Origin of the sequence: Mesorhizobium sp. ISC25 (assembly GCF_042295465.1) — a bacterium.
In the GTDB taxonomy this organism is placed as follows: Bacteria; Pseudomonadota; Alphaproteobacteria; order Rhizobiales; family Rhizobiaceae; genus Mesorhizobium.
On the sequence record NZ_CP135441.1, the window covers coordinates 3729423 to 3749751 of the forward strand.

General features: G+C 63.5%; 20 protein-coding genes. 11 read left to right on the forward strand and 9 right to left on the reverse strand.

Annotation, left to right across the window (positions count from 1 at the left end):
- Positions 1–38: 38 nt before the first annotated feature.
- Positions 39–449, reverse strand: a complete 411-nt coding sequence (locus RQ479_RS18500) for an SRPBCC family protein (RefSeq protein ID WP_376702122.1) — start codon at positions 447–449, stop codon at positions 39–41.
- A gap of 81 nt (positions 450–530) precedes the next feature.
- Between RQ479_RS18500 and RQ479_RS18505 the strand changes: the two genes are divergently transcribed.
- Positions 531–1115 carry a TetR/AcrR family transcriptional regulator gene (locus RQ479_RS18505; protein ID WP_376702123.1) on the forward strand — a complete coding sequence of 195 codons (585 nt, stop codon included), beginning with the start codon at positions 531–533 and terminating at the stop codon, positions 1113–1115.
- A gap of 33 nt (positions 1116–1148) precedes the next feature.
- On the opposite strand, the gene RQ479_RS18510 is transcribed toward RQ479_RS18505, so the two are convergent.
- The 3 genes from RQ479_RS18510 to RQ479_RS18520 all read right to left on the reverse strand — a co-directional run bounded on the left by RQ479_RS18510 (position 1149) and on the right by RQ479_RS18520 (position 2845).
- Entirely contained in the window at positions 1149–1805 is a 657-nt protein-coding gene (locus RQ479_RS18510) for an HAD family hydrolase (protein WP_376702124.1), read from the reverse strand.
- Entirely contained in the window at positions 1805–2290 is a 486-nt protein-coding gene (gene dut, locus RQ479_RS18515) for a dUTP diphosphatase (RefSeq protein WP_376702125.1), read from the reverse strand. Before dut ends, RQ479_RS18510 begins: the two co-directional genes overlap by 1 nt.
- A gap of 84 nt (positions 2291–2374) precedes the next feature.
- Positions 2375–2845: an Lrp/AsnC family transcriptional regulator gene (locus RQ479_RS18520; protein ID WP_376702126.1), complete on the reverse strand. Its 471-nt coding sequence runs from the start codon at positions 2843–2845 to the stop codon at positions 2375–2377.
- Positions 2846–2960: 115 nt separating this feature from the next.
- On the opposite strand from RQ479_RS18520, the gene RQ479_RS18525 reads away from it, so the two are divergent.
- Both RQ479_RS18525 and RQ479_RS18530 read left to right on the forward strand, forming a co-directional pair.
- Positions 2961–3176: a DUF6356 family protein gene (locus RQ479_RS18525; RefSeq protein ID WP_023717932.1), complete on the forward strand. Its 216-nt coding sequence runs from the start codon at positions 2961–2963 to the stop codon at positions 3174–3176.
- Positions 3177–3348: 172 nt separating this feature from the next.
- Positions 3349–4722: an amidase gene (locus tag RQ479_RS18530; RefSeq protein WP_376702127.1), complete on the forward strand. Its 1374-nt coding sequence runs from the start codon at positions 3349–3351 to the stop codon at positions 4720–4722.
- On the opposite strand, the gene RQ479_RS18535 is transcribed toward RQ479_RS18530, so the two are convergent.
- Positions 4716–5792, reverse strand: coding sequence for an NAD(P)/FAD-dependent oxidoreductase (locus RQ479_RS18535; protein ID WP_376702128.1), 1077 nt, complete (start codon positions 5790–5792; stop codon positions 4716–4718). The two genes, RQ479_RS18530 and RQ479_RS18535, sit on opposite strands and share 7 nt — an antisense overlap.
- Positions 5793–5909: 117 nt before the next feature.
- Here RQ479_RS18535 and RQ479_RS18540 point away from each other — a divergent pair, with 117 nt between their 5' ends.
- From RQ479_RS18540 to RQ479_RS18550, 3 genes are all read left to right on the forward strand, one after another.
- Entirely contained in the window at positions 5910–6500 is a 591-nt protein-coding gene (locus tag RQ479_RS18540) for a TetR family transcriptional regulator C-terminal domain-containing protein (RefSeq protein ID WP_376702129.1), read from the forward strand.
- A 4-nt stretch (positions 6501–6504) separates the two neighbouring features.
- Positions 6505–7431: a haloalkane dehalogenase gene (locus RQ479_RS18545; RefSeq protein ID WP_376702130.1), complete on the forward strand. Its 927-nt coding sequence runs from the start codon at positions 6505–6507 to the stop codon at positions 7429–7431.
- Positions 7432–7523: 92 nt separating this feature from the next.
- A complete protein-coding gene (locus tag RQ479_RS18550) occupies positions 7524–9116 on the forward strand; it encodes a peptide chain release factor 3 (protein WP_376702131.1) in 1593 nt (530 codons plus the stop codon).
- Between the two features lie 259 nt (positions 9117–9375).
- On the opposite strand, the gene RQ479_RS18555 is transcribed toward RQ479_RS18550, so the two are convergent.
- The gene (locus RQ479_RS18555) at positions 9376–9849 is read right to left on the reverse strand and encodes a VOC family protein (protein ID WP_376702132.1); all 474 of its coding nucleotides are present in this window, start codon (positions 9847–9849) and stop codon (positions 9376–9378) included.
- A gap of 287 nt (positions 9850–10136) precedes the next feature.
- Here RQ479_RS18555 and ilvD point away from each other — a divergent pair, with 287 nt between their 5' ends.
- The 4 genes from ilvD to RQ479_RS18575 all read left to right on the forward strand — a co-directional run bounded on the left by ilvD (position 10137) and on the right by RQ479_RS18575 (position 15023).
- A complete protein-coding gene (ilvD, locus tag RQ479_RS18560) occupies positions 10137–11981 on the forward strand; it encodes a dihydroxy-acid dehydratase (RefSeq protein ID WP_376702133.1) in 1845 nt (614 codons plus the stop codon).
- Positions 11982–12009: 28 nt separating this feature from the next.
- Positions 12010–13284, forward strand: coding sequence for an amidohydrolase family protein (locus RQ479_RS18565; protein ID WP_376702134.1), 1275 nt, complete (start codon positions 12010–12012; stop codon positions 13282–13284).
- A 114-nt stretch (positions 13285–13398) separates the two neighbouring features.
- Complete coding sequence (locus RQ479_RS18570; RefSeq protein WP_376702135.1) at positions 13399–14319, forward strand: DMT family transporter; 921 nt, start codon at positions 13399–13401, stop codon at positions 14317–14319.
- A gap of 230 nt (positions 14320–14549) precedes the next feature.
- Positions 14550–15023 (forward strand): DUF805 domain-containing protein, encoded by a 474-nt coding sequence (locus RQ479_RS18575; protein ID WP_352464320.1) that lies wholly within the window; start codon positions 14550–14552, stop codon positions 15021–15023.
- Between the two features lie 126 nt (positions 15024–15149).
- On the opposite strand, the gene RQ479_RS18580 is transcribed toward RQ479_RS18575, so the two are convergent.
- Entirely contained in the window at positions 15150–16052 is a 903-nt protein-coding gene (locus RQ479_RS18580; RefSeq protein WP_376702136.1) for a phosphotransferase, read from the reverse strand.
- Positions 16053–16155: 103 nt separating this feature from the next.
- Between RQ479_RS18580 and RQ479_RS18585 the strand changes: the two genes are divergently transcribed.
- A complete protein-coding gene (locus RQ479_RS18585; RefSeq protein WP_376702137.1) occupies positions 16156–16788 on the forward strand; it encodes a class I SAM-dependent DNA methyltransferase in 633 nt (210 codons plus the stop codon).
- 18 nt (positions 16789–16806) lie between these two features.
- Here the strand turns inward: RQ479_RS18585 and RQ479_RS18590 are convergent, their stop codons facing one another.
- Together RQ479_RS18590 and RQ479_RS18595 are read right to left on the reverse strand one after the other, a co-directional pair.
- Complete coding sequence (locus RQ479_RS18590; RefSeq protein ID WP_376702138.1) at positions 16807–19260, reverse strand: FAD-dependent oxidoreductase; 2454 nt, start codon at positions 19258–19260, stop codon at positions 16807–16809.
- Positions 19257–20141, reverse strand: a complete 885-nt coding sequence (locus RQ479_RS18595; protein ID WP_352464769.1) for a phosphotransferase family protein — start codon at positions 20139–20141, stop codon at positions 19257–19259. The genes RQ479_RS18590 and RQ479_RS18595 overlap by 4 nt, the downstream gene beginning before the upstream one ends.
- Positions 20142–20329: the final 188 nt, after the last annotated feature.

A 20329-nucleotide genomic window follows, 5' to 3' on the forward strand; every position in this document is an offset into this window, starting at 1 on the left:
CATTTTGCGGCCAAGAGGAAACACCTGGCGTTGCGTCACTATGTTGGTTTGGCTTCGGTCGCCAGGTTCTGCTGGAAAACCGTCACCAGCTGATCCATGGCGGCTGCGAGCCACGCGCCGAGTTCGTCGGGCAGGGTGTCGTGGATCCAGACCAGGCGGCTCCGGCCCTCGCCCGCGGCAAAGACCTGCATGGAGGTATTATCATGGGTAACTTCGTCGCCGAGCCATCCCCACACGATCCGCCGGTTCCGCTCGTCGCGCGCGATGAGCCGCTCTCGCACGATCTTGCCGTCGGCGAAAGTAAGGGCCCGTACGTCGCCCTCATCCACGCGGCAGTCGACAAAAACGCCTGGGGCTATCCGTTGGGCGCCGCCGGCGAAGTCGCCCACCGTCGCCCATACGCTTTCCGGTGAAGCATCTACGATGATTTCCCTGAATATCGAAGCCATGTTCGCTTTTCCTCGATTTGTAGGTAGACCTGTCTGTCTACATGTGGATGTATACAGACCTGTCTGCTATACAGTCAAGGCATGTCCGCAGCCCGAATCAACGATCGTCCCGAAAGTCTTGCGCGCCGTCGCATCCTCGATACGGCGACCGCGCTGTTTTCTCTGGAGGGGGTGCGCGCAGTCGGCATCGACCGCATCATCGCCGAGGCCGGCGTTGCCAAGGCGACGTTCTATCATCACTTCGCGGCCAAGGACGATCTCGTCCGCGCCTACATCGAGGAGCTCAGCAAGGGGGGACGGGCGGCAATCGCGAGACTTGGCCGGCGGCCACCTCGCCAGATGATGCTTGCCACATTCGATCTCATCGCCGATGCGGCGGATCAGCCGGGCTATCGCGGCTGCCCGTTTCAGAACGCCGCTGCCGAATATCCCGACCCGAGGAGCCCGGTTCGCGAGGCGATCGACCAGCATCGTCACTGGAAGTGGGGCATTCTCAAGGAGTTGCTGATCGCGGACGCAAATCCTGATCCGGACCGCACCGCGGACGCGCTAACGGTGGCGGCGGACGGCCTCCTTGTCGTCAGTCATCTCGACAGGCCGGCCAATCTGCGCAGTCTCATACGCGACACGGTCGACCGAGTACTTGGAGCCCCACGCCCGGTCTGAGACCGGGTGCGCATGCAGCCTGCGCAAAGGCGATCAGTGGATCGGCACCAGCCCGGCCAGTTCGCGCATGTCGTCGAACAGGATGCCGCCGGCTTCGCTCAGTCCGTCACGGTCGGAAAGCGGGTCGCCGTGGTAGGAATAGACGCGCATGCCGGCGGCGATGCCGGCTGCCGTGCCGGCGACGCTGTCCTCGATGACGATGCAGTCGGCGGGCGCGAAGCCCATCGTCGCTGCCGCATGCAGGAAGAGATCGGGGAACGGCTTGCCGCGCGACACCATCGTCGAGCTGAACAGCGCATGCTCGAACAGCGGCAGCAGCCCGGTCTGGCCGAGCGTGATGTGCATTTTGGACACCCGTGCCGACGAGGCGACGCAGGTGGCGATGCCGGCGGCGTGTACGGTTTCGATAAACTCGCGAACGTACGGGATGGCCTCGACGCCATGCACGAACAGGTCCGGCAGGCCGGCGTTCCAGCGCTCGACGAAATCGGCGCCGAGGCTGACGCCGGTCGCCTCGACTTCCTTCTGCACCGAGACCATGCTGCGGCCGGAAAAATTCTTGCGGCAATATTCGAAGCTGGCCGGAAAGCCGGCCGCGGTCAGCCACTCGGCGAGGCGCCGATTGGCCAGGTTCTCGGTATCGACCAGAACCCCGTCGCAATCGAAGATGACGAGCTTGGGGATTTTCATCAGGCCGTGCCGGTCGATCCGAAGCCGCCCGAGCCGCGCGTTGTACCGCCGGCCAATGTGCGCTCCTCGACGGTCGCCCGCGTCACCGGGGCGAAGACGATCTGGGCGATCCGCATGCCGCGCGTTACCGCGAAATCCTCGTCGCCGAGATTGATCAGCAGCACCTTGACCTCGCCGCGGTAGTCGCTGTCGATGGTGCCCGGCGTATTGAGGCAGGTGAGCCCGTGCTTGAAGGCAAGACCGGAACGCGGCCGGACCTGGCCTTCGACGCCCTCGGGAATTTCCAGGACCAGCCCGGTCGGCACCAGCGCGCGCTTTCCCGGCAGAATCAAGAGCGGCCTGTCATCCGGGACGGCGGCGCGCAGGTCCATGCCGGCGGCGCCCGAGCTCTCATAGGCAGGAAGCGGCAATCCCTCGCCATGCGGCAGCCTGACGAAGCCGACAGCCGGACCGATCACGGAGGTAGGATAAAGTGCTGCGCGCATGAGGCTGATCCTATCGTCGCGAACGCCGGTTCAGTCAACTCGGCGGCAATGCTATCAACGGCTTTCTTTCAGCACAGTTCCGCTTCAGCGCAGTTCCATCGGAACGACCGTGGTCTCCTTGATCTCCTCCATGACGAAGGAGGCCGAAACGTCCGATAGCGCCACCTTGGCGATTAGCCGCTGATAGAGCCGGTCGTAGGCTTTGACGTCGGCGACGCGGGCGCGCAGGACATAGTCAAGATCGCCGGACATGCGGTAGGCGCCGGTGATCTCGGCAAAGCCGGTCACCGCCGCCCGGAATCTTTGCAGCCAGTCCGGATCGTGGTTCGAGGTGCGGATCAGGATGAACACGGAAAGGCCGAGCCCAAGCTTGTCGGCATCGACCAGCGCCACCCGGCCGGTGATGACGCCGTCCTCCTCCAGCCGCTTGACCCGGCGCCAGCAGGCATTGCGCGACAGCGATATTCTTGCCGAGAGCTGGTCGACGGACAGCGTGCCGTCGCGTTGCAGCTCGGCCAGCAGTCTCCGGTCTATTTCGTCGATTTCCGGCAGCATGTGGGATGTTTGTCCCAAAACTTGGCTTGAGACAAGGACAATTTGAGACCGATCAACCGAATAGCCGTGGCAGGATATTCATTGCCGGCTCTTCATGCCGGCAGGAGGGATCGACATGACAGCACGGCTCGCAAGACTTTTCACCTCTCACCCGGCCGCGGTCGGCGAGAGCTATTTCGGCCATATGGCTTTCGCCGCATGGTTCTCGTCGCGATTGTTCATGGCGGCCTTTGCCGCGCTCATTCATGCTTTCTTGCCGTTTCTGTTCGAGACCACGGCAAGCGGCATCATCCGTGAGCTTTACGAGCGGACGCATAACAGGGGACGGTAAGCCGTGGAGGTGCCGATCGCGGCGAGGCCGCTGGACAGCGCCGACCCTCAACGGATCCCGGCAGCGCAATCCCGATCAAGCGCCGCCGTCGTCGAAATGCCGAGCCAGGCTTGAAGCCGCGCCGCAATCCGCCATTTTGAGGAGCGCGGCGCGATAGCCCGGAGCATTCACCATGGATATCGTCTTTTCCTCGACCACCAAACTGGCCGCGGCCATCCGCGACCGTACGGTTTCCGCAATAGAGGTGCTGAACGAGCACCTGGCGCAGATCGACAGGCACAATGAGGCGGTTAACGCCGTCGTAATCCTCGATCGGGACTGTGCGCGGCAACGCGCCGGCAAGGCCGACGAAGCACAGGCGCGCGGCCAGGCACTTGGGCCGCTGCATGGCCTGCCGTTCACACTGAAGGACACGCACGAAACCGCTGGCATGAGAACCACCGTCGGCTTCCCGGCCTTCGCCGACTATGCCCCTAGGGCAGACAGTCCGGTCGTTGCCCGGCTGAAGGCGGCAGGCGGCATACTGGTGGGCAAGACGAACGTGGCGACAATGCTAGGTGACTGGCAGTCGAGCAATCCGCTGTTCGGCCGCACCGGCAATCCCTGGAATCTCCAGCGCACCGCCGGCGGCTCCAGTGGCGGTGCGGCGGCGGCGCTCAGCACCGGAATGACGTCTTTCGAGGTCGGCACCGACATGCAGGATTCGATCCGGCTGCCCGCTGCCTTTTGCGGCGTCTACGGCCTCAAGCCAACCGAGCACCGCGTCTCGCTCGCCGGCGCCTTCCCCGATCCAGGCGGGGCGCCGCGCAGCGTACGGCTGATCTCCTGCCTCGGACCGATGGCGCGCAGCGTCGAGGACCTGGCGCTGATCTACGGCCTCATTGCCGGGCCGGATGGAAGCGATACCGACCTTGCGCCGGTACCGGTCGAAACCACGCCGGAGCTGGATCTCAGGAATTTGCGTATTGCCGTCGCGCCGTCCTTTCCAGGCTTGCCGGTGGCCGGCGAGATCAGCGCGGCGGTCGAAAGCCTGGCAAAAGAGCTTCAGGCCGCGGGCGCCATCGTCGAGGAAGCTAAATTGCCGGAGTTCGACCTGCACGACGACCTGAAGCAGGGCGGCGTCCTGATCGGCATGATGCTGGAGGCGGCGCAGCCCGAACCGCCGGAAAAGCCGACCCCGGTCTCGCGCTGGTTCGAGGCGCTCGCCCGCCGCGACCGCTCCATCCTGGCGTGGGAACGGTTCTTCGACGGCTGCGACGCCTTGCTGTGCCCCGTCGCCATGGTCACCGCCTTTCCGCATTGCGAGCCGGGAACGCCGATCGAGGTCGACGGCAGCGAGCAAAGCTACTGGATGCTGCCGGCCTATGGTGCGGTGTTCAATTACAGCGGCCATCCGGCACTGTCGCTGCCCTGCGGACAGGACAGTAATGGCCTGCCCATCGGACTACAGCTTGTTGGCAAACGCTGGTCGGAGTCGCGCCTGCTCGGGATCGGCAGGGCAATCGAGCCGCTAACCGGCGGCTTTCGCCGCCCGCCCGGTTATTGAGTAAACCGCCCCGGTCCGTAGGGATCAAGCAGCGGATCGCGCTCGCCGTCGAGGACTTCGCGGGCGGCGAACAGACCGACGGCCGGGGCCAGCGTGATGCCGGAATGCATGACCGCGACGTAGACGCCGCGCACGCCTTCGGCGCGGCCGATGATTGGAAAGCCATCGACCGGCGTCGGCCGGTAGCCAATGGTGTGGAAATCGAGTTCCAGCTCGTCCGCGCCGCGCAGCATCGCCTTCATCGCCGCAAACAGGTCGTGGGCGGTGGCCGCGGCATCCATGCCGGGATCGGCGCCGCCGAAATCCGAGCCGGCGATGATGCGGCCTTCCGCCGTCTGGCGCATATGCAGGCGGTCGCCGATCACCAGCCCGTTGAGCAGCTTTTCGTAAGGGCGCGAATGCACGATCAGGCCGGGTGGCGTCTCGATCGGCAGTTCTATCCCGGCTGTTGCCGCTAGTGCCGGAGAGCCGGCTCCGGCCGCGATCACCACCTCGTCGGCAGCAATCCGCCCGCCGGATGTATCGACGCCGGCCATCCTGCCGTTGCCCTGCACAAGCGAGGTCGCGGTGACTCCCGTCAGCAGCCGCGCGCCGCGCCGTTCGGCGTCGGTCAGCAGTGCTTGCGTGGCGGCGACCGGCTCGGCGACACCTTCCTCGGCGATGTAAAGGGCGAAAGCGGGAAGTTCGACTACGCTAGGCTCGATGCGCGCCGCCCCGGCGCGATCGACACGCTCGATGCCATAGCCCCATGAGGAGTGTTCGGCGGCATAGGCCTCGAGTTCGGCTGTGGGCAGGTCCCAGCACAAACCACCGCACCATTGCAACGGGATGCCGGGCACCTCGTTCGCCAATCGCGTCCATTCGGCCATCGACCGAATGCGCAGGCGGAAATAGACCTCCGGATTGCCCCAGCTGGCATTGATCCAGGCAAAGGAATTCGGTGTCGCGACGCCGCCGGCGCCGCTGCCGGCAATGACCGTCACCTTTGCTCCGGCCCTCGTCAGGTGCCAGGCGATGGAGGCGCCGATGATGCCGGCGCCGATGACGATGACTTCTTTCGCCGCTGTCATGCTTCACTCCTCGTTCCAGCGCCACCACTGCGATGCCATTGCCCGTGGGTTCTGCCAAGAGCGCGCGGTATCAAATATGCCTCTTGACTTTAATACGTACGTACGTATTGTTTCGATATGGCCAGACATTCACTTCGCGAAAAACTTCTCGACGCCGGTTTCAAAACCATCTGGAATTCCGGCTATTCGGCCGCCGGTGTGCGCGACATCGTCGCCGCGGCCGATGCCCGCCCGGGGTCCTTCACCAATCATTTTGCATCCAAGGAGGCGTTCACCGGCGAGGTGCTGGATCGCTATTTCGCCTATGTGAGCGGTTTGGTGGAGCAGGCCCTCGCCCGGGACGGCACGCCCCCGGTCGGGCGCTTGCGCCGCTATCTCGAAATCATCACGTCGAAACTGGAGGCGCATGATTGGGCACGGGGCTGCATGATCGGCAATCTCAGCCTCGAGACGGCGGCTCACAGCGAGGCGCTGAGGCTGCAACTCGTCGCCATTTTCGAACGCTGGCGCAAGCCCTTCGCCGAGTGCATCGCCGAGGGCCAGGCGGCCGGCGATATCACCGACGCGTTCGATGCCGAGGATCTCGCCGATTTCCTTTTGAGTTCCTGGCAAGGCGCGATGCTGCGCATGAAGGTGGAGCGCAGTCCCGAACCGCTCGAGCGTTTCAAGAACATCGTTTTCAAAACAGTCTTCGCAAAAAGGAGCTGATCCGATGAACCCTAAACTCGAAAAGCAGCAATCCCGCACAATGTTGCCGCGCTCGCAAGTCGCGGTACTCGATTCCACCATCTCCTATGTCGAGGCAGGCACGGCCGGTCCGACTGTGCTCTTCCTGCACGGCAACCCGACGTCGTCCTACATCTGGCGCAACATCATCCCGCATGTGGCGCCGTGCGGCCGCTGCATCGCGCCCGACCTGATCGGCTATGGCCAATCCGGCAAGCCGGACATCGACTATCGCTTCTTCGACCACGTCCGCTATCTCGACGCTTTCATCGAGACACTTGGCATCACCGACATGGTGGTCGTCGCGCAGGACTGGGGCACCGCGCTCGCCTTCCATCTCGCCGCACGGCGGCCGCAGCGGACCCTCGGCCTCGCCTTCATGGAATTCATCCGCCCCTTCGAGAGCTGGGACGATTTCCACCAGCGTCCGCAGGCGCGCGAATTGTTCAAGGCAATGCGCACGCCTGGCGTCGGTGAGAAGCTTGTCCTGGAAGACAACGTCTTCATCGAAAAAGTGCTGCCGGCCGCTGTGCTGCGCACCATGAGCGATGAAGAAATGGCCGCGTACCGGGCGCCATTCTCGACGCGGCAATCGCGCAAGCCGATCCTGCGGCTGCCGCGCGAACTCCCGATCGAAGGCCAGCCCGCCGATGTCGCCGCCATCAGCGAGAACGACCATCGGGCGCTCCGGCTTTCCTCCTACCCGAAGCTGCTTTTCTCAGGCGATCCTGGCGCCCTCGTCTCGCCGCAGGCGGCACGGGAATTCGCGGCGGGCCTGAAGAACTGCCGGTTGATCGATCTCGGACCCGGCGCGCACTATCTGCAGGAGGACCATGCCGACAGGATCGGCGCCGCAATTGCCGAGTGGATTCCCGAGGTGGCCTCCCAGAGCCATGCGGCCGAACCGGCCTGACGGGACGTGAACCGGCGGCTGCGGCGGCCGGAGAGGTCGACAGCACTGCACTCCGCTGCTAGAAGCCCGGCCTCACACGGAAATCCTGAAAAATGTCCGAAATGATTACAGAAGCGGTATCGCGCCGCCGCACTTTCGCGATCATTGCCCACCCCGACGCCGGCAAGACCACGCTCACCGAAAAGCTGCTTTTGTTCGGCGGCGCCATCCAGCTTGCCGGCGAGGTCAAAGCCAAGAAGGACCGCATCCAGACCCGGTCGGACTGGATGAAGATCGAGCGCGAGCGCGGCATTTCGGTGGTCACCTCGGTGATGACCTTCGAATATGAGGACACCGTCTTCAACCTGCTCGACACGCCCGGCCACGAGGATTTCGCCGACGACACCTATCGCACGCTGTCGGCGGTCGACAGCGCCGTCATGGTCATCGACGCAGCAAAAGGCATCGAACCGCGTACGCTAAAACTGTTCGAGGTCTGCCGGCTGCGCGATATCCCGATCATCACCTTCGTCAACAAGATGGACCGCGAAAGCCGTGATCCGTTCGACATCCTCGACGAGATCGAGCAGAAGCTGGCGCTCGACACCGCACCGATCACCTGGCCGATCGGCCGCGGCAAGACCTTTTCCGGCACCTACCATCTGGCGCTGAACGCGGTGCGCAAGGGCGACGCCGAGAAGGAGCGCACCCCGGTCAACGGTCCCGATTCCAACCGCGTTGCCGGCCTGTTGCCGGAGAACGAGCGCGAGGCTTTCATCGAGGAGCTGGAGCTGGCGCGCGAGGCCTGCCGCCCGCTCGACCTGGAAGCTTTTCGCGAAGGCCATCTGACCCCGGTCTATTTCGGCTCGGCGCTGCGCAATTACGGCGTGCGCGACCTGATCGAGGCGCTCGGCGCCTATGGGCCGCCGCCGCGCGCGCAGGAGGCCGACAGCCGCAAGGTCGAGGCGACTGAGGACAAGATGACCTCCTTCGTCTTCAAGATCCAGGCCAATATGGACCCCAACCACCGCGACCGCATCGCCTTCGTCCGCGTCTGCTCTGGCAAGCTCGAGCGCGGCATGAAGGCCAAGCTGGTGCGCACGGGAAAGCCGATGAGCCTGTCGGCGCCGCAATTCTTCTTCGCCCGCACCCGCGTCACCGCCGACGAGGCATTCGCCGGCGATGTCGTCGGCATCCCCAACCACGGCACGCTGCGCATCGGCGACACGCTGACCGAGGGCGAGGAGATCCTGTTTCGCGGCGTGCCGAATTTCGCGCCGGAAATCCTGCGTCGCGTTCGCCTCGGCGACGCGATGAAGGCCAAGAAGCTCAAGGAAGCGCTGCACCAGATGGCCGAGGAAGGCGTCGTGCAATTGTTCTCGCCGGAGGACGGCTCGCCGGCCATCGTCGGCGTCGTCGGCGCCCTGCAGCTCGACGTCCTGAAAGAGCGGCTGAACTTCGAATACACACTGCCGGTCGATTTCGAGCTGTCGCGCTTTTCCGTCTGCCGCTGGATATCGGCCGACGACAGGGCCGAGCTCCAGCGCTTCATCGAGGCGCATCGCGGCGACATTGCCCGCGACCTCGACAACGATCCGGTGTTCCTCGCCCAGCACGCCTTCTCGCTCAACTACGAGGCCGAGCGCTGGAAGGCGATCCGCTTCGCGGCGGTCAAGGATTATCAGGTCCGCGACAGAGCGGCTTGATGCAGTATCTCCAAGGCAATCGCTTAAAGGTTGAATTTCGTCCCTAAACAGTCCGGCGTCAGTGCTGCCCCTCACCTGCCTGCCGGCATCCTCTCCCCGTATAGCGACGGGGAGAAGGGGGGCTCTCATCGATGGTTTCGCCAATGCCCAGCGCTGCAGGATGCACGCTGAGGTTGTGGACGGTCCCCTTCTCCCCGTCACTATACGGGGAGAAGTGCCCGGCAGGGCGATGAGGGGCGGCGCTGACTTGGGCAATTGTTCACCCCTTGGCTGCCTCTTCGATCTTGGCGATGTCGATCTTGGTCATCTGCATCATCGCCTGCATCACGCGGCCGGCCTTTTCCCTGTCGGGGTCCAGCAGCAGCTTGGGCAGCTGCTCGGGAACGACCTGCCAGGAGAGGCCGAATTTGTCCTTCAGCCAGCTGCACTGGCTGGGCTCGCCACCGCCCGCGATAAGCCTGTCCCAGAAATAGTCGACCTCTTCCTGCGTCTTGCAGTCGATGGAGAGCGAGACTGCCTGGGTGAACTTGAATTGCGGGCCGCCGTTGAGCGCCTGGAACTGAACGCCGTCGAGCTCGAATGAGACCATCAGCACCTTGCCCTCACGATCGCCGCTGCCCTTGGGCCAGCGCATCACGCTCAGCACCTTCGAGTTCTTGAAGATGGAGACGTAATGGTTCATGGCCTCCTCGGCCTGGTCGTCGAACCACAGGCAGGTGGTGATCTTTTGCATTCTCTTGCTCCTCGGGCTGGTTTTGTTTTGCTTTCACTCGTGAAACGGCTGGCTGGCGATTGATGCCCCTCCCTGCCGTCTGCCCAAGGACGCTCGAGCAAAACACGATCCGACAGCACTTCTGACTTTTTTACGCCTGGACTAGCTGCGTCTTTGGCTGGCCGCTCGTTCCGCTCCCTGGCGCAGCGCAAAATTGTGGCCAGACCTGAGCGTGGCGTCTATAAGGCCTGCGGCTCAATTCCGGTTTTCCGCGCCTTTGGCGCGACGCAGACAGCAAGGACAGTTCAATGCCCGCCTACCGTTCCCGCACCACCACCCATGGCCGCAACATGGCCGGCGCCCGCGGCCTGTGGCGCGCCACCGGGATGAAGGATTCGGATTTCGGCAAGCCGATCATCGCCGTGGTCAATTCCTTCACCCAGTTCGTGCCGGGCCATGTCCATTTGAAGGATCTCGGCCAGCTGGTTGCCCGCGAGATCGAAAAAGCCGGCGGCGTCGCCAAGGAGTTCAACACCATCGCCGTTGATGACGGCATCGCCATGGGCCATGATGGCATGCTCTATTCGCTGCCGTCGCGCGAATTGATCGCCGACTCGGTCGAATACATGGTCAACGCGCATTGCGCCGATGGGATGGTCTGCATCTCGAATTGCGACAAGATCACGCCGGGCATGCTGATGGCGTCGCTGCGCCTCAACATCCCGACCGTCTTCGTCTCCGGCGGGCCGATGGAAGCCGGCAAGGTGGTGCTCGCCGGCAAGCCCCAGGCGCTTGATCTGGTCGACGCCATGGTGGCGGCCGCCGACGACAAGATCTCCGACGAGGACGTTAAAACCATCGAGCGCTCGGCCTGCCCGACCTGCGGCTCCTGCTCGGGCATGTTTACCGCCAATTCGATGAACTGCCTGACCGAGGCGCTCGGCCTGTCGCTGCCCGGCAACGGCTCGACGCTGGCGACGCATGCCGACCGCAAGCGCCTGTTCGTCGAGGCCGGCCACCTGATCGTCGATCTTGCCCAGCGCTATTACGAGCAGGACGACGACACGGCGCTGCCGCGCAGCATCGCCTCGAAGGGCGCCTTCGAGAACGCCATGACGCTCGACATCGCCATGGGCGGCTCGACCAACACGGTGCTGCATATCCTTGCCGCAGCGCATGAGGGCGAGGTCGACTTCACCATGGAAGACATCGACCGGCTGTCGCGGCGGGTGCCGGTGCTTTGCAAGGTGGCTCCGGCCAAGGCCGACGTCCATATGGAGGACGTCCATCGCGCCGGCGGCATCATGGCGATCCTCGGCCAGTTGGATAGCGCCGGGCTGATCAACCGCGACCTGCCGACGGTGCATACCGCGAGCCTCGCCGAAGCACTCGACCATTGGGATATTTCGCGCACCACCAGCCAAAACGTCCGCGATTTCTTCCTCGCGGCACCCGGCGGCGTGCCGACGCAGGTCGCCTTCAGCCAGGACCGCCGCTGGGACGATCTTGATCTCGACCGCGAGAAAGGTGCTATCCGCTCGGCCGAACATCCTTTCTCAAGGGATGGCGGCCTTGCCGTACTGAAAGGCAATCTGGCGCTCGACGGCTGCATCGTGAAGACCGCCGGCGTCGATGAATCGATCCTGAAATTCACCGGTCCGGCAAGAGTGTTCGAAAGCCAGGAGGCCAGCGTCAAGGCAATCCTGTCGAACGAGATCAATGCCGGCGATGTCGTCGTCATCCGCTATGAAGGGCCACGCGGCGGCCCCGGCATGCAGGAAATGCTCTATCCGACCAGCTATCTCAAATCGAAGGGCCTCGGCAAAGCCTGCGCACTGATCACCGACGGGCGTTTTTCCGGCGGCACCTCCGGCCTGTCGATCGGCCACGTCTCGCCGGAAGCGGCTGAAGGCGGGCTGATCGGGCTGGTCATGGAAGGCGACACGATCGAGATTGATATCCCCAACCGCACCATCCGGCTGGCCGTCGACGACGCCGAACTCGCCGCCCGCCGCGCGGCGATGGAGGCCAGGGGAACGGCCGCCTGGAAGCCCGAGGAAAAGCGCAAGCGCAAGGTAACGACGGCCTTGCGCGCCTATGCGGCGATGGCGACAAGTGCCGCCAAGGGGGCGGTGCGGTACGTGCCGGAATAGGCATCATTCTTCAACGAGGTGGCGATAGATGGATTTCGACCTTGTGGTGCGCGGGGGTACGCTGCCCGACGGCAGGATTGCCGATATCGGTATCGTCGGCGAAACGATCACAGCGATAGAACCCGAGCTGAACGTCAGCGCCGGCACGGCGATCGATGCCCATGGCAATCTGGTCTCGCCGCCCTTCGTCGATCCGCATTTCCATATGGACGCCACGCTTTCGCTCGGCATTCCGCGCATCAATGTCTCGGGCACGCTGCTTGAAGGCATTTCGCTGTGGGGCGAGCTGAAGCCGCTTCTGACCCACGAGGCAGTGCGCGACCGCGCGCTTGCCTATTGCGACTGGGCGGTGTCGATGGGCCTGCTCGCCATCCGCACCCATGTCGATGTTTGCGATGACCGCCTGTTGGCGGTCGAAGCGCTGCTCGACGTGAAAAAGACCGTTGCCCCTTATATCGACCTGCAGCTGGTCGCCTTCCCACAGGACGGGCTCTATCGCTCGCCGACAGCGCACCAGAACACCGTCCGCGCGCTCAACCTGGGCGTCGATGTCGTCGGCGGCATCCCGCATTTCGAACGCACCATGGCCGACGGCACGCGCTCCGTCACCGAGCTCTGCGAGATCGCGGCCGAGCGCGGCCTGATGGTCGACCTGCATTGCGACGAGACTGACGATCCGCTGTCGCGCCACATCGAGCAGCTTGCCTATGAGACGCAACGTCTGGGATTGCAGGGCAGAGTGGCCGGCTCGCACCTGACCTCGATGCATTCGATGGATAATTACTACGTCTCGAAGCTGTTGCCGCTGATTGCCGAGGCCGGCGTTTCGGCGATCCCCAATCCGCTGATCAACATCATGCTGCAGGGCCGCCACGACACCTTTCCCAAGCGCCGCGGCCTGACGCGGGTCAACGAAATGCTGGCGCACGGGATCCGCGTCGGCTGGGGCCAGGATTGCGTGCTCGACCCCTGGTATTCGCTGGGCACGGCAGACATGCTCGACGTCGCCTTTATGGGCCTGCATGTCGCGCAGATGTCGAGCCCGGCCGAGATGGCGCGCTGTTTCGACATGGTCACCAACGTCAATGCCGCCATCATGGGCCTCGACCACCTTGGCCTTGCCGTCGGCAAGCGCGCCAGCCTGGTCGTTCTCGATGCCGGCAATCCGGTCGAGGCGCTGCGCCTGCGCCCCGAGCGTCTCTGCGTCATTGCCAGGGGCAAGGTGGTGGCCGAGCGGAGCCGGCAGGACACTCGGCTTTCGATCGCCGGAAGGCCGGGCACGGTGAACCGGCGCCACGCTTAGTCCAGCCGATTTCCGGCGCTGGTCTTACCGAATTCTCGATTTCTGCCTCGTCACGGCCGCTGCTAGCGACTACGACGCGGGTCACCGTACCCACGGCGAGGAACCGGTAACGGAATGGCGCAGCCCGCAGCCCAGAACTCAACGATCAGGAACGTGCTGCTGGCCGGTATCCTGCTGATGCTCGCCGGCGATTTCCTGTTTGCGCTGAACGACGCTATGGGCAAGTGGCTGGTCGCCAGTTTTTCCGTCGGCCAGGTCGTGCTGATCCGCTCGATCGGCGCGTTTTTCATACTCGGGCCGATGATTGCTCATCAGGGTGCGGCCAAGCTGTTTCGCATGGAGCGGCCGGAGCTGCAGCTGCTGCGCGTGGTGATGACGACGCTCGACACGGCGCTGTTCTACGCGGCGGTCGTCTATCTGCCGCTCGCCGACGTGATGAGCTTTTACATGGCCGGGCCGATCTATGTGGCGGCGCTGTCGCACTTCCTGCTCGGCGAAAGGGTCGGCTGGCGCCGCTGGGCGGCTATCCTGGTCGGTTTCTGCGGCGTGCTGATCATGCTGAAGCCGTCTTCGGCCGCGTTCTCGCTGTCGTCGATGTTCGCGCTCGCCGGCAGCATTTCATTCGCCTTCGCCATCATCCTCAATCGGCGGCTGCGCGGCACCAGCGACACTTCGCTTGTCACCTGGCAAACCATCGGCACCCTGCTGATCGGCGCGGCGCTGACCATCGGCAGTTGGAAGACGCCGTCCTTGCTCGATTTCGGCGCCATGCTGCTTCTCGGCATCGTCTCCTGCGGCGCGCATCTGATGATCACCAGGGCATTGAAGCTGGCGCCGGCCTCGACCTTGGCGCCGCTGCATTACAGCCTGCTGTTGTGGGCAGTGGTCTTCGGCCTCGCCTTCTTCGGCGATGTGCCTGGGCCGCGCATCCTGATCGGCTCGGCCATCGTCGTGCTGGCCGGCCTGTTCATCTTCCACCGCCAGAAGGTGGTCGACACCGTGCCGCCAGAAAATGTGCCGAAGGGTGTGAACTGAAGCAACAAAGCGTAAAGCGCGTCGCATGGTACCGTTTTGAAGCGAAGCGTTTTAACATCTGTTGATTATATGATTATCGCTCGGAATTACTGGAGTGTTCAGCCAAAAGTTCGGTATTTACATCGATATTTTGCGGTGTAAATTTCCTGTCGGGCGCAATCCTGGATTGATTCTTGGCGGGGATAGGCCGAAGACTAATATCTTCGGGGAAACTGTGATTGGGGGGAATAATGGGTAGTTTCTCTATATGGCACTGGCTGATAGTTTTGGTCTTAATCGGCCTGCCATTGGTATTTGTTTTAAGACCAGCGCCAGCTGGCTCCAATCGCTTCGGAGACATACCGCCCCCGATGAATTTTACGGAAGCTATTTCAAGCTTTTTCGGAAATTATGTGACTTTTTCGGGCAGAGCCAGTCGCTCGGAGTTCTGGTATTCCTACCTTTTCATTTTCATTGTCTCTGTCGTTGCGGTGATAGCTGATGCTGTTGTGAATAATGAAATTATCTCATCTCTTTGGAATCTTGCCGTCCTTCTGCCGACACTTGCCATGACCACTCGCCGACTGCATGACATCAACAGAAGCGGTTGGCATCAGCTCCTTGCGGGATTATTCCCCATCGGCACCATCGCGCTGATCGTCTGGTACTGCAAAAAGTCTGACGATACGTTGACGATGAGTGAAATAGAGCGGGTTTTCCAATAGAGGCTGACGTCCAGCGCTTTGCTCCAAGTCATGTCGCCTGACCTGCTCAATCATAATGCGCTTTTAGAGCATTCAAGCCTTTTACTGGATCGCTGGAGCTCTGGACCGCTCTCATAGGGAATTGCTCTAGCCCGCATGCACCGCCGCCAGATGCCTTGAAAACTCCGGCGTCTCCATCAGCGTCTTGCAGCGCGCAAACCGGCCGTCGGCATAGGCGCGAAAGTCGTCGGCCGGATTGTTGTTGGCAAGCTGGATCAAGCCCCACAGCGTCCACAACAGGTCGCACATCGCCTTGTAAATGACGATGCGGCCGCGCTCCGCCGGTCTCGGCTCGCCGCCGAAATAGGCCAGCGTCATTTCCTCGTCCTGCGCGGCGTCGAATTGCCCTTCGACGCTGAGGTCGCCGAGATCCCAGAGCGGATCGTTCATGCCGGAATATTCCCAGTCGACGATCCACATCCTGTCGCCGGTATCGAGAAAGTTTTCGCATAGCGGATCGCAGTGGCAGGCGACGATCGGCAGAGGATGAGCCGCAAGCGCCGCGCGCACTGCCTCCGCCTCGCGGACCACATCGTGATAGCCGGAAGGCAGAGCGACATCCTTGGTCGACAGCACCTGCAGATAGTCGTCGATCATCGCAAACAGCTCGAAGCGGAAGGGGAACACCGCGCCGGATGTGTGCAGCTTGCGAAAGGCCTTGCCGGCGCGTGCCGGGCTGCCCGGTCGGGTCTTGAACTTTTCCGGCGACATCGTCTCGGCACCGGCAACGAAGCGGGTCACCAACACGCCGGTCTCGGCATCGACATGCAGCACATCCGGACTGACGCCGGCTTTTGCCGCCTGCCGCGCCGCCACTGCCTCGTTGGCGCGGTTGATATATTCCTCGGTGCCCTTGCCGGGGATGCGCAGGCAGAAATCTTTCCCCCTGAAGACGAGGTTGGTGAGACCGCCGAGCCGTTCCAGCGGGCCGTCATAGCCGGCCAGCATCGGAATGGCCGCAAGTGCGGCGCGTGCCTGGTCATCCGCCATGGCTTTCGCTCCTTTCCCCGTGTTATTGCGACGATGACGGTTCCACAGTTTTCGCCGTTTGGCTATGATCGCGTTGCAGATCGATACCAGGCGACGGAAAGCGATGACGGACAGCAAACAGCAGAGCGCGCTCGCCGCAGCCTATGCGGCGAAGCGACCGGAAGACGTCGCGGCGCTCTACGACAGCTGGGCCGGCACTTATGACGCCGACATGTCGGCGGCCGGCTATCGCCATCCCACCATCTGCCTTGCCTTGCTGGCCCGCCATCTGCCGCGCGGCGCCGCACCTCTGCTCGATGCCGGGGCAGGCACCGGGCTCATCGGCGAATGGCTTGCCATCACCGGTTATCCGCAGGTCGAAGCGCTCGACATTTCGGAAGGCATGCTGGCGCAAGCCTCGCGCAAGGGCGTCTATTCTGCGCTGCACTGCCTGGCGCTTGGCGGACCGCTGCCCTTCGTGGACGATGCCTATGCTGGGATCATCTCCGCCGGCGTCTTCACGTCGGGCCATGTCGGAGCCGAGGGGCTGGACGAGCTGATCCGCGTCTGCCGTCCGGGCGGGGTGATCGTGCTGACGGTGAAGAACACGCTGTGGGATGCCGGGTTTGCCGCCCGGATCGCCGAGCTCGAGGCGCAAGGCACCGTCACCCGCGCCGAAGAGACGCCGCCCTATGTCTCGATGCCGGGCGAGGCCGATACGGTGCCGAGCCGGGGGCTCGTGCTCATCGTGAACTGAGGCTGAAACCGGAAGGCTCTAGGCCTTCACCTTTGCCCCCATCGGGTCGTAAAGTGGCTCGAGATGGATCTTAGCCAGCGTCCGTTCCATTGCTACCACCAGCTCGTAGTCGCCAGAGGTGAGGAAATCATCGCTGACGCCATCGGCATTGCGCACATAGCCGTAGCCGATGTTCTTGCCGATGGTGTAGCCATAGCCGCCGCTGGTGAGATAACCGACGGCGTCGCCGTTGCGCAGGATGGTCTCGCGCCCGAGCAGCACGACATCCGGATCATCGACAGTGAAGCCGGCAAAACGTTTCCTGAGCGCCGAGCCATCGAGCTTTTCAAGCGCCCGCCGGCCGAGGAAATCGGTGTTCTTCCTGAGCTTCACCGCCCAGCCGAGGCCGGCCTCCTGCGGCATGTCGCTGGGTGTGATGTCGGCGCCCCAGGCGCGGTAGCCTTTTTCCAGCCGCAGCGATTCCAGCGCCCGGTAGCCGACCGGGCGGATGTCGTGGACGGTGCCCGCCGCCATCAGTGCGTCGAAAACGTCGCCCGTTGCCGCGATCGGCGCATGCAGTTCCCAGCCGAGCTCGCCGACATAGGTGACGCGCAGCGCCCGAACCGGATGGCCGGCAATGGCGATCTCGCGAACATGGCCAAACGGAAAGGCGGCGTTCGAGACGTCAGCATCGGTCACCGCTGACAGCACGTCACGGGCGCGCGGCCCCATCAGCGACAATGTGCCGAACTCCTCGGTGACGTCGGTCAGCGTCACGTCGAACTCCCTGCCGATATGATCGGCAATCCAGGAGAAATCATGCGTGCGGAAACCGGTACCGGTGACGAGATAGAATTTCTCCTCGCCGAGCCTCGCCACGGTCAAATCCGCCTCGATGCCGCCGCGCGTGTTGAGGAGCTGCGTGTAGGTCAGCCGGCCGACCGGCTTGGCGACGTCATTGGCGCAGATCCAGTCCAGCGCCTTCAGCGCGTCCGCTCCGGTCATTTCGTATTTGGCGAAAGACGACTGGTCGAAAATACCGATCTTTTCGCGCACGTGGCGGTGCTCGTCGCCAACCGCCGAGAACCAGTTCTGCCGGCCCATCGAATAGACGTCCTTCGGCTCGATGCCTTCCGGCGCGAACCAGTTAGGCCGCTCCCAGCCAAGTTTCGAGCCGAACACGGCGCGATGTTTTTGCAGCCGCTCGTACAAAGGCGAGACGATGCGCGGCCGGCCGCTGACATATTCCTCATGCGGGAAGCCGATCGCGTAGTGCTTGCCGTAGGCTTCCAATGTGCGGTCGCCGACCCATTGCCGGTCGCGGTGCAGATCGGAGAAGCGGCGGATGTCGACCACCCACAAATCGAGCGGCGCCTCGCCGTCGACGACCCATTGCGCCAGCACCCAGCCGGCGCCGCCGCCGGACGCGATGCCGAAGGCATTGAAGCCGGCGCCAACGAACATATTGGCGCATTCCGGCGCCACGCCGAGGATGAAATTGCCGTCCGGCGTAAAGCTCTCCGGGCCGTTGATCATCTGCTTGACGCTGGCATTGGCGAGCGCCGGGACACGCTCGATCGCCTGGCTCATATGCTGCTCGAAATGATCGTAATCATCGTCGAACAGCCGGAACTCCCAATCCTCCGGCACATCACCGCCAGGCAGACCGGTCGTCCAGGCCTGCGGGTTCGGCTCGTAGCCGCCCATCACCAACCCGCCGACCTCCTCCTTGAAATAGGTGCGGCGATCGGGGTCGCGAATCGTCGGCGCGTCGGTCGCCAAGCCATCGATCTTTTCGGTGATGATGTACTGGTGCTTCACCGGCTGCAGCGGCACGTTGATGCCAGCCAGCGCACCCACCTGCCGCGCCCATTGCCCGGCGCAGTTCACCACCTTGTCGCAGGCGATATCGCCCTTGCTGGTCTTCACCGCGGTGATGCGGCCGTCTCTCATTTCGAAGCCGGTGACCCGCACCTCCTCGAACAATTTTGCGCCGTGCATGCGCGCGCCCCTGGCCAGCGACTGGGTGATGTCGGAAGGGCTTGCCTGACCGTCGGTCGGCAGCCAGGACGCGCCGACGAGGTCGCCGGTTTCCAGCAGCGGCCACATTTCCTTGACCTCGGCCGGCGACAGCAAATGCATATCCATGCCGAAGCTCTTTGCCGTCGTTGCCAGCCGCTTATACTCGGTCCAGCGGTCGGCATTGGTGCCTAGCCGCAGGCAGCCGGTCATCTTCCAGCCGGTGGCGAGGCCGGTTTCGGCTTCCAGCCCCTTATAAAGATCGACCGAATATTTGAGCACCCGCGTAATCGACGCCGACGAGCGCAACTGGCCGACCAGCCCGGCAGCATGCCACGTCGAGCCCGAGGTCAGTTTGCCCTGCTCGAGCAGCACGACATCGGCCTTATGGTCGCGCGCCAGATGATAGGCCGTCGAACAGCCGATGATGCCACCGCCGATGACGACGATCTCGGCCTGGGCGGGCAGGGTCATGTCCGCGTCCCGTATTTTGTCCTGTAGTTCTCCAGGGCGGTTTCGAGCCGCGCCAGGTTTTCGTCGGCGTAGGCGGCGTAGTCGATGCCGGGCGCGTCGAGGTAGAGCTCGGAAACCATGCCCCACATCGCCTCGCGCAGCAGCGACGCGCATTGCATGGCGGCGTGCGAGCGCCGTATTGCCGGGTCCGGCTCCTTCATGAAATAGGCGGTCAGAAAGGCGAAGGATTCCTCATCGCTCATGCCGGCATTCGACGCCGCGCCGGCAAGGTCGAACATCGCGGTGTTGAAGCCGGCATATTCGAAATCGATGAGCCAAAGCCTGTGACCGTCGTCGATTATATTAGCCGGCAAAAGGTCGTTGTGGCCGAAGACGATCGGCAGCAGTTTTTGCGCGCGCTCGAGCTCGTCCGCCAGCGTCAACAGGCGCGGCAGTTCGCCCAGCTTGCGGCTGCCGCCTTCCTCCAGCGTGCGCGCATAGTCGCGAATGACATGGAATACCCAGAACATGAAGCCGGCGCCGGAGACATGACCGGGCATTTCCCGGTGGAAGCCGCGCAGCAACGCGGCAACGCGGCCGAGATCGGCGCGCACGTCCTGTGCGACATAGGCCTTGGCGCCGAGATACTCCGTCACCATGACGCCGGGTCCGGTGTAGTGGACGGCCGGAGCGAAGCCTGCCGCGTGCGCTGCTCGCGCGGTCATCATCTCGCGCTCGCGAAAGACATGGTGGAACGGATAATCCTGGCCGATCCGCACGACGTGCCGCCCGACCGCGTCCTTAACCAGATAATTGGCATTGCTCAGCCCGCCCGGCAGCGGCGCAATGTCGATGCTGCCGGTCCAGCAAGGCAGCGCGCGGATGCGGTCTTCGACAGTCACGATCTCGTCCAACATTGGGTCAATTTTCCACGCATGTCACGGCTGGCCAGCGATGACAATCGGACGGAGGAATGGAGGCAACGCGAAGATCTCGTCGGTGCAGATCTCGGGATCGGTATCCCGCACCGCACCGACGAGCCCCTTTGTGCCGGGTTCTTCGACGCCGGCATCCGCCCCCGCGGATCCTG